Annotated in this window: 8 protein-coding genes; 6 read left to right on the forward strand and 2 right to left on the reverse strand. The window is 49.9% G+C overall.

The features are described from left to right. Positions 1-44 precede the first annotated feature (44 nt). Together ACX0G9_RS04220 and ACX0G9_RS04225 are read left to right on the forward strand one after the other, a co-directional pair. Positions 45-8,891 carry an RHS repeat-associated core domain-containing protein gene (locus ACX0G9_RS04220; RefSeq protein WP_459063601.1) on the forward strand — a complete coding sequence of 2,949 codons (8,847 nt, stop codon included), beginning with the start codon at positions 45-47 and terminating at the stop codon, positions 8,889-8,891. 68 nt (positions 8,892-8,959) lie between these two features. Next, positions 8,960-10,297, forward strand: coding sequence for an alpha-amylase family glycosyl hydrolase (locus ACX0G9_RS04225; RefSeq protein ID WP_459063602.1), 1,338 nt, complete (start codon positions 8,960-8,962; stop codon positions 10,295-10,297). Between the two features lie 31 nt (positions 10,298-10,328). On the opposite strand, the gene ACX0G9_RS04230 is transcribed toward ACX0G9_RS04225, so the two are convergent. Next, positions 10,329-11,624: a M24 family metallopeptidase gene (locus ACX0G9_RS04230; RefSeq protein ID WP_459063603.1), complete on the reverse strand. Its 1,296-nt coding sequence runs from the start codon at positions 11,622-11,624 to the stop codon at positions 10,329-10,331. Positions 11,625-11,705: 81 nt separating this feature from the next. Then, positions 11,706-12,119 (reverse strand): hypothetical protein, encoded by a 414-nt coding sequence (locus ACX0G9_RS04235; protein WP_459063604.1) that lies wholly within the window; start codon positions 12,117-12,119, stop codon positions 11,706-11,708. Between the two features lie 151 nt (positions 12,120-12,270). Between ACX0G9_RS04235 and leuC the strand changes: the two genes are divergently transcribed. The 4 genes from leuC to leuB all read left to right on the forward strand — a co-directional run bounded on the left by leuC (position 12,271) and on the right by leuB (position 16,995). Beyond that, positions 12,271-13,677 (forward strand): 3-isopropylmalate dehydratase large subunit, encoded by a 1,407-nt coding sequence (gene leuC, locus ACX0G9_RS04240; protein WP_459063605.1) that lies wholly within the window; start codon positions 12,271-12,273, stop codon positions 13,675-13,677. A 43-nt stretch (positions 13,678-13,720) separates the two neighbouring features. Beyond that, the gene (leuD, locus tag ACX0G9_RS04245; RefSeq protein WP_459063606.1) at positions 13,721-14,317 is read left to right on the forward strand and encodes a 3-isopropylmalate dehydratase small subunit; all 597 of its coding nucleotides are present in this window, start codon (positions 13,721-13,723) and stop codon (positions 14,315-14,317) included. 17 nt (positions 14,318-14,334) lie between these two features. Beyond that, positions 14,335-15,858 (forward strand): alpha-isopropylmalate synthase regulatory domain-containing protein, encoded by a 1,524-nt coding sequence (locus ACX0G9_RS04250; RefSeq protein ID WP_459063607.1) that lies wholly within the window; start codon positions 14,335-14,337, stop codon positions 15,856-15,858. Between the two features lie 63 nt (positions 15,859-15,921). Then, positions 15,922-16,995 (forward strand): 3-isopropylmalate dehydrogenase, encoded by a 1,074-nt coding sequence (gene leuB, locus ACX0G9_RS04255; protein WP_459063608.1) that lies wholly within the window; start codon positions 15,922-15,924, stop codon positions 16,993-16,995. Positions 16,996-17,077: the final 82 nt, after the last annotated feature.

The following is a 17,077-nucleotide window of genomic DNA, read 5'->3' on the forward strand; positions in this document are numbered from 1 at the left end:
CATCAAAGATTCACCAAAGATTCACCACCAACAAACCTATCCAGATGAGCGCAAACCAAATAGATCTGCATAGCGGCCAGGCGGCCTTCTCTCTTCCGCTGGCCTCCCTGCCCGGACGCAACGGCCTCGGTGTCGATATCAGCGCCGGTTATAACAGCCAGGTTCAAAAACAGGCGATCACCTGGAATACCGAAGCTCCAACCGGCCTGGTCGGTCTGGGATGGGCGATTCCCTTCGAGGCCATTTATGCCGACGCCAATGGCTGCGCGAATCCAAATGACCGGCGTTATTTCCTGGTTTCGTCCGGGCATGTCAGCCGGCTGGTAAGAACAGGGACCGGAATTAACGGTTCACTGCTTTACGCCAGAGAGGATTATGCCTTCCAACTGATCAGTTATTCTCCCTCTTCGGAAACCTGGACGATTATCCGGGAAAACGGGGACACCTGTATTTACGGAGGACTGACCAGCGGCAGGAATACCGTTCAATTGAACGTCCATTGGGACAATTGGGCAGGCAGCAGCAATCAGACCCAGGACCAGCGTCAGGGAGTTATTGGTTGGAATCTCAACCAGGTGACCAACCGCTTTAACGATACGATCACCTATCAGTATATGAACGTCAATGTTCCCGTTGGATCCGCTACAGGATCTGTTTATACCCAGGCCTCCTATCCGGCCAGGATCACCGGTGTGGAAGGTGATTACCTGGTATTCAACTACTCCTCCAAAAACGCCCTGGAATACCAGGATCCGCATATCACCCCTGTTCCTCCCAATGCGTACCAGGATCGGTTCGAAACCAATTATCTCAGCAGTATCGGGGTATTTTCTCCGCAGGGAACTCTGAAATATACCACGCAACTTTCTTATACCAACCCGGACGGTTCAACGGCCTTCCTGGGCACAGGTTCCTTGTCCAAAAGATTGCTCACGGATATAAGCACCCTATACCCGGATGCGCCAGGCTCGCTGCCGGGAACTCAATTCAGTTATTACGGACAAAACGTTGCAGACGGTGTAAATAATTTCGATGTTTTCAACTGCGGTACGCAGGCCTTGTACGGAGCGATTAATACCGTTACCGTTCCAACGGGGGGAATTACCATCTACCGGTATGGTTCCCTTTCCCCGGCTTTCTCCAACAGGCAAACGAACCTGCCGGCCCCTATCCTGTCTGGGGTTGTCTTCAGTAATCCCGTATTTTATTTTCAGGATGATTACACCCTGGTCACCTGGTATGGGGATAACAATACCGCCCATCTCTTCGTTTATACCTGGGCAGGGAGATGGATACTGCAGGATCTTGGCTCCGTTCCGGTCGCCACCATAACAGCTTACGGCGCTTTACAGGTCTCCCTGTCGGATTTTTTTTTCGCGGTGTATGCTCAGAACCAGGTCCACCTTTATCAGGCAGACCCCGCCAACGCGGGAAACTGGATCCAGCCTGCCGTAGGGAGCAGTCCAGTCCTTACCTATTTTACCACGGCCTTTACCGCCGTCGAAACAGTAGTACTGGTTACCGGAGACCGCTTCGCCGCCGTACTCGGAGAGACAAGCGGAACGTTATATCGTTATAACTGGAACGGGATATCCTGGCAGGCGACCACTTTGGCTACCCCCGCGGGAACGGCCACGAATCTCACATGGGCCCTGGCTGGTGATAATAATTATATCCTGGCCGTATATACCTCGCTATCCACAACAACCGATCCTCTGCATATCTATCTCTCTTACCTGGACGAAACCGGAGCATGGTCAACAGCGGCTTCTTTTACCCGGACACGTCCATTCAGTTCAATAGGCTCCTTAACGCTCTGGCCGGAAAAAACATTCGTTGCCGTACGGGTAACCAGTTCCACCGGTGGGCAAAACACGGCAGATTACCATGTTTGGCGTTGGAACGAAAGTTTCTCCAGCCTTCACCATACCGATCTCGGTACGATCAATTCCGGATCCGCCGCGTCTGCCGATCTTTTAGTAAAGGGCAACACCATCGCCCTGGGTCAGCAATTCTTCCGTTATGACGGCGCCGAATGGAACAGCCAGGCAGTTGGTACGCTGGATCCTGCAGGAGCAGGAACGATCCTTTCCCTGACATTGGGAATCGACCAGGCGGTCCGCGTCCTGCAATTGCCCGGGGGAAATTTCCTAAGTGATGTCCTGGTCTTTAATCCCAATATTGGAGCGGGTACCGGCTGGAACATTCCAACGGGCCTGTCGGCGACCGGCGCTACGGCAGGGATCTCACTAGCTGCCAAGGTCGGGCATACGCCCTGCAATTTTGTACTGTTCAATAATCAACTTTATTATTGCGATAATACGGGGACCTGGAATGTCTTTAATTTTACACTGCCCGCCCTGACAGGCAACGACGCCCTGTCCGTATCGCTGCTTTCCTCCAATTACCTGGTGTTCCAGCAAAACGGAACAATTCTGGTATATCCCTTATTAAACGGCGGTATCCAGGAGCCGGGTACGGCCATCACCCTGATCAACCAGCAAAGCTATGCTCCCGGACTAACCCTGACCGGGCAACATGCCTTTGTATCCTATACCGGGACCTGGGGCTCGGCCGGATCGTTGCTTAACCTGAACCGGGTCATCGGTAATGCCATCGCCGGTTTGCAAACCGCCTATACAGTAGTATCCATCGATAACTATAACGGTTACCAACATCTTTATACCGCCTATAGTTATGACAATACAAGCGCCGTGTCCTCCAATAACGGTTACCATGGCAGCTTCCTCAGGATACTTTCCGTGGCCGGACAGCCCTTGCCTGCATTGCCTGCGAATGGCTGGGTGGAATCCTATTATTACAACGGACTGACGACGGCCGAATCCCTGTCGGCGGGAATCGTTTATCCATCCGGCAATGGCGCGAATGCCGCTTCCTATTCCAGTATCGCGGCCGGAGCCCTATATGCGCAAAAGACTTTCCCGGCCGGCGCGGCGGCAGGCGCCAACGATTCAGGTCTTACGATTTATCAAATTATCTACCCGGTTCCCCTGGGAACCAACGGACAGGGTTTTTATGCCCGCGCCATCAGGACTGAGCGCATAGTTGATTCCGTTACCAGCATATCGACGGCCGTATACAGCGCCCTTACCGGGTTGATTACCGCCAGCACCGACTATAACTATAATTCCCTCGGCCAGGCCGAACAGAACAGCACCGGCTATACCTATTTCTGGGAGATCTACGACACCTCCCGAACGCTCAACCTCCTGACGCCAACCATCCTTACCCAAAAAAACAACACCATCGGCTCGGTGGTTACCCCGGTATCTTCTTTGGCTACCGTTTACCAGGGTGATTGGGGACATGGTTCCGGGCAATGGGCGCCGGTTGGTTACTACCAGGCACAAAGCGCAACAGCACCGCCCTTTACCTCCTGGTTTCCGGCGTCCACGGCTCCGGGCCAGGGCTGGCTGCTCCTGACCGGTATCCTTACTCTTGATTCGTACGGGCAGGTACTAAGGGCTAAGGATACGCTTGGAAACACCAGCAGCATGCTGTACGATACGGATAGCCTTTTCTCCGTCGCCCAATTCGGCAATGCCGATATAGCCTCGGACGAAGCCTGTTATTACGGATTCATGCCCTATGAAGACCCTCAGGGCTGGGCCTGGAGCGGTACAGGATCCCCGCTCTCCGCCAATATCACCACTACCGATTTTCATACAGGCTCACAATGTCTCCTACTACCCCCGGTGCCTTCAGTGTCCAGCGGTCCGGTCCGGAGTTTTCAGCCGGCCACACAGAACCGGGCCTATGTATTTGGCGCCTGGGTAAAATCAGCCACCGCTTTCGACCCTTCTGCAGGAGCAGCACAAATAAAGATTACGGTTTCCAATTTGTCAGGTAATGCCGTTCTGCAAACTTATACGCTCGCGATCCCGAATACGAACGGGCAATGGGCTTATCTGCAACAGGTCATAAATCTGCCGGCTATCCTGTCTGCCAGCGGACTTCCTGCGTCAACGATCCTGTACCTGACGATTTTCGCGTATAATCTCAATGCCTCCCAAAACTGTCTGATCGACGATCTCCGGTTCTCTCCCACCGAAGGATCTTTCGGAGCGACAGTGTACGATGCCGCCAACCGGCTGGTCACTGCAACGCTGGGGAACAATGGGGAAACCAGCCGCCTGGTATACGATGCCTACAATCGTGTGCTCGCCACCGTTGGTCCGCAGGAATCGGTACAAAGCCTTTCTGCATTTTCCTTTTCCAGGGACCTTACTTCGTTGGATAGTTTTCAATCCGCCTACCCCAACAGTGTTTTGCAACTGTCCACCACCAGCCAGAGCCTGTATTATGATTTCCACAATAGTTATCCTTCGGCCAGTGGAACCGGTTCTGCCTGGGCCTATAGCGGGGACAGCCAGGCCAGCTGGGCTATCACTGGAGGAGCGTTGACCTTCACCGGAACCAGTTCAACCCCTCTGGGCAGCCGGGCCACGCTGGGTGTATTCGGATTCACCAATTTTGCCGTTCAGGTATACATACCATCTCATTCGGGAAATGTCGGCATCTCCAACGGAGAACTGGTCGCTTATTGGGATGCAGCGGCTAACAGCGGAGCCGGAACCTGGACCCTGGCGCGGTATAGCCAATCGAACAACGTAGTCACCCTCACTCCTATCTATTCCTCTTCCGTGGTGGGGTTCGGAAATTATCTGATCTTTGCCGTCGTCGATAATCTATTGCTGTTTTTCGTGAACGGCACCCAGGTATTCAGTTATTCCATTACCAATTCCGATTCCACGCTTCCGCAGTATGGATTCCCTTCCCTGCTGGTCAACCAGGCGGCCTCTTTCGACGATATGGTGGTGCTGAACGACCCGCAGCTATCGATCGGATTTATCGACGGGTTCGGCAATACCCTGCAGCAACTGAGCCTGGAAGGATATGTTGGTCAGGGAACGGCTGATCAAACCGGTTACCGGTCGGTAAGTACCGGAGTGTTTACCGACGGCCTGGGACGACCGCAGTACGCACGAAATCCTGCCCTGCCGGCCCTGGCTATTAATGCCGCCAATTACCTGATTACAGGGAACCAATATACTTACCTGGTCGATGCATCCGGCCAGCAGGAGACCTTGCAGCAATACCTTGCCGGAACCGCCGGTTTCGCTTATACGGCGATCAATTACGAACCCTCCCCTTTATCCCGGGAAACTTCATTAGTTCTGCCCCGTGAGTCCGGCCAGCCGGCGGCCAATTTCACCATTTCGCTTACCAATGGACCCGCCAACAATACCGTCGTCCCATCGACCATCCTGCCTGCGGCGGTGCTGGGCAACTATTTTATGAATTGTACAACTGATCAGAATGGAGTCTCCACCTATTCCGTCGAAGATCAGGCAGGCAACCCCATCGCGCAGCTAACGGACACGGGTAATTCCATTTTTAATATAACCGCAAACATCTATGATACCTCCGGAAGGGTCGTCACCAAACGAATGCCCAACTATTTCGACCCGCCTGCCGGATCGCAGGCCGCATCGTGGCAGGAAATCATGACCTATACGTATACAGGCCAGTTAAGCAGTATCCAAACCCCCGATAAGGGAACAGCGTATTTTATTTATGACAATAGCAGCCGTCTCCGTTTGGTCATGGATGCGAGCGGCGCCGTTGCGACAATAAACAGTTCGGTCTGCCAGCAGATACTTTATTACAAATACGATAACCTCGGCCGCGTCATCGAACAGGGTTATATCCAGGATCCTGCCTGGCAATGGGGCGCAGCCGGCACTGCCCTTCAGCAAATGGCTGGAACCACTGGCTGGCCGGCCATCGGCGACGGGACAGGCGGAACGGTGCAAGGAAAATGGACCAAGGCTTATTCGTATGATTTTGATCCGGCTGGTTTGAATACGGCCTTCCAACTGGGACGTCTCTGGCAAACGAGCATCAATAACAATGCCTCTCCATCCAACCCGGATACGGAGACGCGTCTTTATGACGCCCAGGGCAATGTAACCATGATAACCACCCTCGTGAACGCTTACGATTCTTTGGCCCGGATCACCGAGTACACCTATAATAACCAGGGGCAGATAACCGGGATCTATTACCCATATACCACGGGAAACAGGAACCAGGCTTTTACGGTGGGTTATTATTACAACCGTCTCGGACAAATGGCATCCATCGGCAACCTGTTATCGGGTACGGAAATCATCGACCCCTCCCATCCGTCTTCGGCAGGCGAGGCTCGTTATGCTTCCTACCAATATAACCCGGACGGCACCCTGGCCAGCCAGTCCTTTAACAACCATACGGAATCGGGGAACCCGGGTACCATCAATTATGGATTCAGCCGCAATTCCTCTTATAACGATGCCGGATGGCTCACAGAGACGGACGATCCCTATTGTACGGAAAATCTGAGTTATTATGAAGATCCCGGTTATAACGGCACTACCTATTATAATGGCAATATCGCCAAAACCGGTTTCTCCTATAAACAAACGATCGATGCCCTGATGGCGCCGACCCAATATACGTATGGCTATGATAAGCTGAACCGCCTGACGGCCGCCCAAAATACCCTGGGCTCTCCTTTCGGACTGTTCCTGGGTAAAGATGCAACCCTTTCTCCCCCCTCTCCTGCTATCGCCGGCTATGATGCAAACGGCAATATCCTGAACCAGCAGCGGGGATCCATGACCAATACATTTAATTATGGACAGTCGGCCGGTAATACAACAGTGACCAATAACCGATTGTTGAACAGCACCGGTACCGCCGACAATACCCTGAATATAACCGGTCAGCCGGCCCCGGGCATTAACTACCAGGGAGATTGGAGCTGGGGAAATAATAACGGCGGCCCTTCAGCCAGTACGGTAACGGATAGAACAGGAGGAGGCGGAAAATGCCTGCAGCTCGCCGGGGGAAGCTTAGGACATTATGAATGTTTGCAGATCGATACTTTTTTAAGCGCGGCGGGGAACTATTCCCTGACCTATGGATATGCAACGGCAGCCGGGTTTCCCGGCCCGGGTGATGCCGGATGGTATCTTTCGGTGCAGTCAGCATCCGGAACTTTTGCAGAGATTCCCCTGCAACGAATATCCGATAGCAACGGTATTTGGGTTACCGCATCTATCGCTTCCATTAATCTTCCCTCCATACTGGCCTCCCTGGGAATCGGGGAAAGTACCGTAATGATCACCCTGCAGCTCCGGAATGGAAAACAGCCCGTATCCGGAACCGGAACCGGCGTTTACCTCCAGGTGAACGGAGTCACCCTGTCCAGCGTAGCCACTGTAAACGCAGGCAATAACAGTTATGATGCCAATGGCAATATCATTCAATCGGTTGCCCGGGGAATAAACAATTTATCCTATGATCCCGTCAGCGGGTTGCCCATTTCCCTCAATACAGGAACTTCGGCAGGTCTCCTTGCCGCCTTATCGTATGGGAGCAACGATCAGCGCGTCTTGGAAAAGATCAGCATAGGATCCACGACCTTGCAGCAAAAATTATATATCCATGGTGGATCCGATTACCCGCTGGCGGAAATGCAGACGATTAACGGGCAGCCTCAGACGATCCATTATATTTATGGACCGGATGGCCTGGTAGCCACAGAAAATAATGGCAATTTCCAGTTTATCCTTAAAGACCATCTCGGATCTACCCGGATGGTACTGGATAATCACAATAATGTGGTGGGGATCAACGATTATCTTCCTTTCGGAGGCAGTATCCGCCAACAGGGACAGGGCAGCATACCCTATCTCTATACCGGGCAGGAGTTTGATTCTTTTAGCGGTCTGTATAATTACCGGGCCCGGTTCTACGATACGGAGACCGGAAGATTTTATGCCGCCGATCCGGTCGCCGGGACAGGAAGTCCTTATGCCTATGGCAATAACAACCCGGTCAGTTTTGTAGACGCGGACGGGCGTATCCCCCTCCTTGCCCCGATTCTTACAGGACTCGCGGCGGGAGCGGCTCTTCTCATAAGCGTTGCCCGAAGGGCGGGAACCTATGGCAGGAATAATCCCCGAAAAGCTCTGCTGGCAGGCGCTGCCCTTACAGCTTATCACCAATCCAATTCTACCATGGAATTTGCCCGCAATACAGCCACGGATATTGCCATCAACGTAATTTCTGCCAATACGATTTTCCGGCTTCTCCATGTATTGGAGGCAAATATTGCAGTCAATAACCGGGTATTCACCTATATGCTGGGGGGACTCACCCTCGGGACGGAAGGTGCGATCAAAGGAAGAATAAGACGCTGGTGGTATAATGATCCCAACGATTCACCTTATGTAAATATTATAGATACCCCGGTCCTTCGTTTTTCCCTGAAAGAACACTGGATCAAGGATGGGATTTCCAATGTAGCCAGTTATTTCATGTTCCAGAGTGCCGATCTCCGGGACGCCATTAGCCCGAGGACGACGGTCGGAAATCCGGCAGAGGGATTTTATTTAAAATTTGCCAATGATTGGAGTCAATGGAATACGATTGCTTTCTGGAAGGCATTGACCATCCTTCCCTATAAAGGAAAAACAGGAGGGGATCAGGGCTCTGTTGTCTATTTAGCCCATTACCGTCATGTACGCCATGAATGGAATCCCTATGGGTACGGTCCCTGGTTCCTGGTCGCCATTTCCAGGGATGCAGATGCCATTGATTTTCTGGAAAGAGCATCAATCATGTATGGGGGAAGGGCGGCCCGGCTTACTGATGGCACCCTTCAACAGAGCTGGAACCCCTGGACGGTTTTAAGCGCACCACATTACCAAAACTTTAAAGCAGAGTTCCTGTATTGGCATTTAAATTATGGCCTCCATCATTTTAATATCAGCCTGCCCTTTAATATCACCCTACCCTTTCTGAATATTACAGTTCCGTGAACTACCCAAATACACGACATATAAAATGCCTGAAAAAGAATTAACTTTAAGAACCTAAAGGGCATCCGATGAAAATATTTTTTGTTTTTTTGATTGCCGCGACTACGTTCGGAACCGTTACCGTTATCGGTCAATCAGGGCAGCCGGTTAAAATAGTTAATGCCTGGTCCCAACAGGGAAACATCTATGAAGTCAATGTCCGGCAATATACGCCGGAGGGAACGTTCAAGGCCTTTGCCCGGCACCTGGACCGGCTGAAAAAAATGGGCGTACAAACCCTCTGGTTCATGCCCATCAATCCCATCAGTAAAACGGATCGTAAAGGAAGCCTGGGTAGTTATTATGCCGTCTCAGGCTATACGGCCATCAACCCGGAATTCGGCAACCTTTCCGATTTCAAACAACTGGTCACCTCCATCCATGCCAAAGGCATGAAAGTCCTGATCGATTGGGTGCCCAACCATACCGGCGCCGATCATCCCTGGTTGATCCGGCATCCGGATTTTTATGTAAAAGATTCCACCGGCAAAGCTGCCGTCCCCTTTGACTGGACGGATACCCGCCAATTGGATTATACGAACCGTGAAATGCAGGACAGCATGATCGTCTCCCTAAAATTCTGGATCAACCAAACCGGGATCGATGGCTTTCGTTGCGATGTGGCCTGGAACATCCCGGGAGATTTCTGGAAACGATGTATCGGTCAGCTGCATCAACTGAAAAATGTTTTTATGCTGGCTGAAGGAGATAAACCCTATTTGCTTCAAAATGGTTTCGATGCGTTTTATCCCTGGGATATGTTCCACAAAATGGCAAGCGTGGCCAAAGGATCGTCTCCGGCCTTTGCCCTTGACAGTGTTAGGTTGGCCTACGATTCGGCATTCCCAAAAAATTCCCAGAAACTCTATTTCACCAGCAATCATGATGAAAACAGTTGGAACCAGGCCGATTTCGGCGTTTTTCCGGGAGTTTCACATGCGCCCTTTGCTGTATTTACGCAAACGATGGCAGGATCGATACCGCTGATCTATGGCGGCCAGGAAGAGCCTATCCTCCAGGCCATCCCCTTCTTCGAAAAAGATACAATCGTCTTTAACAAGCTAAAAAGAGCAGGCTTTTATAGTACCTTATTACATCTTCGAGCAAACAATGTGGCGCTGGCTGCCAACGCCTCTTTTAAAAAAATAAGCGTTGGCGACGATGCTGCCCTGTACGCTTTCGTGCGAAGTAAGGGCTTGAAAAAAATACTCGTTATCCTAAATTTATCGGCACAGGAACAAACCGTAACCATACAGGATAAAAGTCTTTATGGGCGTCCGTATAATGTCTTTATGTATAATCCTGAGCCATTAACGGGTAAGCCCTGGAAGATCGAACCCTGGGGGTATGTGGTATATGTGTATTAAAGATCAGGCATTAAAGATCATTTATTAATGATTACGACGCAAATGGCTGATCGATTGCCGGACTGGGTAATGAAAACCACTTCGGCCCTTGTTCGGTCATATAGGCGCAATCTTCGAGACGTACGCCGAACTCACCATATATGGCAATCGTAGGTTCCACACTAAAACACATGCCGGCCTGAATCGGAAGTTTATTTCCAAGAACCATATTGCCCCATTCATGGCCATCCATACCTATTCCATGACCGGTACGATGAGGACAGCCCGGCAGTTTATAGCCAGGGCCAAAACCTGCGTCGGTCAATACTTTCCGAACGGCCATGTCAACCTGCTCACAGGGAGCCCCGATTTTTGCGGCATTAAAACCTGCGGCCTGAGCCCTTTTCTCCAGATCCCAAATATCCCGCTGACGTTTAGTCGGCTCCGCACCGAATACGACCGTACGGCTTATATCGGAGGAATAACCTTCTAATTTACACCCGCCATCCATGAGTACCATATCTCCTTTTTTCAAATGCTGCGGCTGTATACTGCCATGGGGAAAGGCGGAAGCCTGCCCAAAATTAACCCCGATCTCACCGGAGACACCCAATTTTGCATGCGCCTCCGCCGTGATGGCCGAAAAATCACCCGGGGACATGCCTTCATGCAGCAAAGCAACCCCTGCTTTATAAGCGGCGATGGTAATGTCGTTGGCCTTCTGCATCAAGGCGATCTCCGCAGGCGATTTTATGAGACGGCAAGGCATGGTAACCGGATCCCCGCTGACATAATTCAGATTTGGCAATTCTTTCCGAACTCCATCCAGTATGAAAAACCGCAAACGTTCCTCTATCCCGATATTCCCGCTTCGTATACCAAGGTCCTTTAACGTACCTGCTATTTGTTTGTAGGGGCTTTCATGTTCTTCCCATGTCCTTACATCCGTTCCGATTTTTATCAACTCCCGGAGCCGTTCCGCCTCAAAAGCAGGGCTTATGTATTTGACATCTCCTTTTGCCGGAAGGATGGCTACCATCGTTCGCTCGCTGGGCCACCAACTGATACCCGTAAAGTATTGAAGCGAAGTGCCTGCATCCAGCAATAAGGCTTCCATTTTATTTTCCACCATTAACCGACGAGCTTTTTCAACCCTGGATAATCTTTCTTCGACCGTAATGGGTGTGACATCACCGGTCATGGATGTAAGACCTGCCAGGAGATTGGGCTGGCCATGGCCAGGAACGTCCTGACGATTAATAAAGGAAGAAAGGCCATAAAATAAGGCGCCGCCAACGGACGCTTTCCCTGCCGAAAGGCGGATAAAATCTCTTCTTTTTAAGCTCATATGACGGGTGTTTTATGGAAATTAAGATAAATTTCCAACTGTTGGTCACCCGTTTTCCCTACGGTTCGTCATCCGTTGGTTCTACTGTTCATCATCCGTTGATTCCGATTCCGGAAGATCAAGATCTTCTCCAAAACGGTCTGTTTCCAAATTCCCTTCATTCAGCAAATCGCCTTCGTTATCGCGGCTGTCCAATGCAGAATTTTTAACATCTGTTTCCGACTCATCGTCAGGGGTTTGGTTGGCCGCCCTTCTTAGTAGTGCTTTTTCCGGGGAAGTGACTTTTTTACCTCCATCTTCCTTTTCCAGATCCTCGTCCTCCCCTTCGAAAATATCGTCCCCTTCTTCATCAGCAGAAGAGATCGTAGTATCAGCCATTTCTCCCCATCGGGGTATCCTGATATTTTCCTGGCCGGGAATATCTTCTACATCCGGGAGGTCTATAATGGTCTTTTCCGGCGCCAAATGCTGCTTATCGTCTTCAGAATCAGCCATTTCTATTCGTGATTTCGGTTTATTTGCCATCGTTTTTATATAAGGTATAAAAATCCCGTGCCAGCACCAACCATTAGAAAAAATCCATACAAAAACCTTATAATCTGGATAAATTTCAAGAATTTTGCAGTCCGTTTATAAATTCTAAAATATGCGTACTACACCCTCTACATTATTTGACAAAGTCTGGGATTCTCATGTGGTCAGGAAAATTGAAGATGGCCCGGATGTCTTTTTTATCGATCGCCATTTTATTCATGAAGTAACCAGCCCTGTCGCTTTTCTGGGATTGGAAACAAGGGGCGTGAACGTGATGTTCCCCGAAAAAACCTTTGCTACGGCTGATCATAATACCCCTACCATCAACCAGCATTTACCTGTCCAGGACCCTCTTTCGTCCAAACAGCTAAAAGCCCTGGAGGTAAATTCGGCCAAATACGGCATTTCGCATTGGGGGCTGGGCAATCCCAAAAATGGGATCGTTCATGTCGTAGGACCGGAAAACGGGATCACCCTTCCCGGGATGACCATCGTTTGCGGTGACTCCCACACTTCTACGCATGGCGCCTTCGGAGCTATTGCCTTCGGTATCGGTACCTCGGAAGTGGAGATGGTTCTATCTTCCCAATGTATCATGCAGCCCAAACCAAAGAAAATGCGGGTTACGGTAAATGGTAAACTGGGTAAAGGAATTACGCCGAAAGATGTCACCCTTTATATCATTTCCAAACTGACGGCGGCTGGTGCCACCGGTTATTTTGTGGAATACGCCGGAGAGGTATTTGAAAGTATGAGCATGGAAGGCCGGATGACGGTTTGTAATATGAGCATCGAAATGGGCGCACGCGGAGGCATGATCGCTCCGGACGAAACCACTTTTGCTTATATCAACGGCCGTGAAAAAGCACCGAAGGGTGAAGCCTGGGACAAGTCGCTTATATACTGGAAAACATTGAAGACCGACCTGGACGCCAGTTTTGACCTGGAATATACCTACGATGCCGCCGATATCGAACCCATGATCACCTATGGCACTAACCCTGGCATGGGCATCGGTATCACCAAACATGTTCCTTTCGCCGGAGATGCAGGCGGCAGCAAAAGCAGTTATGAAAAGTCCCTTAATTATATGGGTTTTCATGAAGACGATGAAATGCTGGGTAAAAAAGTAGACTATGTTTTTATCGGCAGTTGCACCAATGGACGGATCGAAGATTTCCGTGCTTTCGCTTCTATCGTAAAAGGCCGTAAAAAAGCGGATTCGGTAACAGCCTGGATCGTTCCCGGCTCCCATATCGTTGAACAACAAATAAAAGACGAAGGCATACTGACTATCCTGACAGAAGCCGGGTTTCAGTTACGCCAGCCTGGTTGTTCGGCTTGTCTGGCCATGAATGACGATAAGGTTCCCGCCGGCAAATATGCGGTGAGTACCAGCAACCGCAATTTCGAAGGAAGACAAGGACCCGGAGCAAGGACCCTGCTGGCAAGCCCATTGGTAGCGGCGGCAGCAGCTGTAACGGGCGTGATCACCGACCCGAGGAAATTGATGGCCTAGATTTAGTTATTAACCGACAAGAATATTAAAAAGAGAATAAAAAATGGCTTACGATAAATTCACCGTACTAAGGAGTTCCGCAGTTCCCATGCCGATCGAAAATGTGGATACCGATCAGATCATCCCGGCACGTTTCTTAAAAGCGACCGAACGTAAAGGGTTTGGCGATAATCTGTTCCGCGACTGGCGTTATGAAACCGACAATACCCCTAAAAAGGATTTTGTATTGAACAACTCCATCTATTCAGGCAAAATACTGGTAGCCGGAAGAAATTTCGGAAGCGGCAGCAGTCGTGAACATGCAGCCTGGGCTATTTATGACTATGGCTTCCGTTGCGTCGTGTCCAGTTTTTTTGCGGATATCTTTAAAGGTAATTCCCTGAACATCGGTATTTTACCGGTACAGGTAAGCGCGGAATTCCTGGATAAGATCTTTACGGCCATCGAATCAGATCCACATACCGAAATCGAAGTGAACCTGCCCAATCAGACTATCACCATCCTGGCAACCGGGGCAAACGAACCTTTCGCCATCAACGGTTATAAGAAACATAATCTGACCAATGGTTTTGACGATATCGATTATCTGCAGGCCATGAACAACGAAATCCGTTCATTCGCCGCCAAGAGCCTCTATTAAAACAGCCCTTACCTTCTATGCCAGTTGCCCAACGCTATCTTGAAATAATGGACACCACCCTTCGCGATGGTGAACAAACCAGCGGAGTTTCTTTTTCGCCCACTGAAAAATTAACGATTGCCCAGCTCCTGCTAACCGAAGTAAAGGTGGACAGAATAGAGATTGCCTCGGCCCGTGTATCCGAAGGTGAATTCGAGGCGGTTAAGGCCATTACCGGATGGGCAAAGGAAAATGGCTTTTTAAACAAGGTGGAAGTACTGACCTTTGTCGATGACGATGTCTCCATAGGATGGATGCTGAAGACGGGAGCTAAGGTAATGAACCTGCTGACCAAAGGTTCGCTGAATCATTTAACACACCAGTTAAAGAAAAAACCCGAACAACATTTTGCGGAAGTAGCCGCGGTCATCAAACTGGCTAAGAAAAAAGGACTGGAATCTAATGTCTACCTGGAAGACTGGAGCAATGGAATGCGCCATTCCAAAGAATATGTATTTCAATATCTCGATTTTTTAAAGGACCAGCCGATAAAAAGGGTGATGCTTCCCGATACCTTAGGCATTCTGATCCCATCCGAAGTTTACGCCTTCGTTTCGGAGATCGTTCAACGTTACCCGAAACTACATTTCGATTTTCATGCCCACAATGATTATGACCTGGGAACCGCAAACGTGCTGGAAGGCATTAAAGCCGGCGCACACGGCATCCATCTGACGATCAACGGAATGGGTGAAAGAGCCGGCAACGCTCCCCTGGCCAGCGCCATAGCTGTCCTGAATGACTTCCTGCCGGGGATAAAAACATCCATCGCCGAAACTTCCTTATATAAAGTGAGCAAACTGGTGGAGGCCTTTTCCGGATTCCGGATCCCGGTCAATAAACCGGTGGTCGGCGAAAATGTATTTACACAAACGGCAGGTATCCACGCCGATGGAGACAAAAAGAATAAATTATATTTCAGCGATCTGATGCCCGAACGTTTTGGCCGTCAGCGTAAATACGCCCTTGGTAAAACCAGCGGCAAGGCCAATATTGAAAATAATTTACAACAGCTCGGCCTCCAATTGTCCGAACCCGATCTTAAAAAAGTGACCCAGCGCATCATCGAATTGGGAGACCGGAAAGAAGTAGTGACCCAGGCCGATCTGCCTTATATCATCTCCGATATCCTGGACAGCAACCGGATCGAGGAAAAAGTAAAAATAGAAAATTACGTACTCACCCATTCCAAGGAACTCAACCCCTCCGCCACGATCAAGATCTCCATCAAAGGAGAGCTCTTTGAGGAACATGCACAGGGGGACGGTCAGTACGATGCCTTTATGAATGCCTTGAAGAAGGTATATAAAACCCGGAAACAGGATCTGCCCGTTCTAACGGATTATGCGGTTCGTATTCCACCGGGAGGCAAAACCGACGCCCTATGCGAAACGATCATCACCTGGAGCCACAACCAAAAAGAATTCAAGACCAGAGGGCTCGACAGTGACCAAACAGTTTCGGCAATCAAGGCCACGCAGAAGATGCTGAATATAATCTGAGTCCCGGCTATCTGAATAGCAGAAAATAAATTATTACCATAAATAATAAAAGAAAACAGTCGAATGGCAAACAAGCATATTTTAATCGTACCCGGAGATGGGATCGGACAGGAAGTTACCGCAGTTGGAAAAAAAGTTTTGGATAAGATCGCCGCAAAGTTCGGTCATACCTTTACCTACGATGAAGCTCTGATCGGGCATGTAGCGATTGAAGCAACAGGCAATCCTTTACCTGACGAAACCCTGGAAAAAATGCGCAAATCGGATGCCGTTCTTTTCGGCGCCGTGGGCCATCCCAAATACGATAACGATCCTTCGGCCAAAGTCAGGCCCGAACAAGGCCTGCTGAAAATGCGCAAGGAACTGGGTCTGTATGCCAATCTCAGGCCAATCAAATTATTCGATGAATTGCTGGGCGCATCCAGCATCAAACCGGAAATTTTAAAAGGCGCAGATATTTTATTTTTCCGCGAACTGACCGGTGATATTTATTTTGGTGAAAAAGGAAGAAAAAATAACGGAGACACGGCCTATGATGTGGCAGAATACAGCCGTTACGAAGTAGAACGTATTGCCCGCAAGGCTTTTGAAGCTGCGAGAACCCGGAAAAAGAAAGTATGCTCGGTAGATAAAGCCAATGTACTGGAAACTTCCCGTCTGTGGAGGGAAGTGGTACAGAAAGTTGCCCTGGAATACCCTGATATTCAGGTAGAACATCAATTTGTCGATGCCACGGCCATGCTGCTGATCAAAGATCCCCTTCGTTTTGACGTAGTGGTTACCGCTAATCTTTTTGGCGATATCCTGACGGACGAAGCCTCACAGATCGCCGGGTCCATGGGCATGCTGGCTTCGGCTTCCATTGGGGACGGCACAGGCGTGTATGAACCCATTCATGGTTCTGCCCACGATATCACCGGCAAAGGGGTTGCCAATCCCTTAGCCTCCATTTTATCGGCAGCCTTGTTGCTGGATATTTCCTTTGGACTGAAGACCGAATCCGAAGCGATCATCCATGCTGTTGACCAGGTGTTAAAGGAAGGGTTCCGCACCAGGGATATTGCCGACAAATCCACTTCTGCAGATAAACTACTGGGAACCGAGGCGATGGGGAAAGAGGTGCTGAAGTTTATATAGCATTCGTTATAGGGCTGTGTGGAAAAAATCATGCCACCCGTTATACTAAGAGTTTATAAAAAGGCGGGACGAATTTGGTATC

The sequence above is a fragment of the Flavitalea flava genome, from assembly GCF_054461575.1.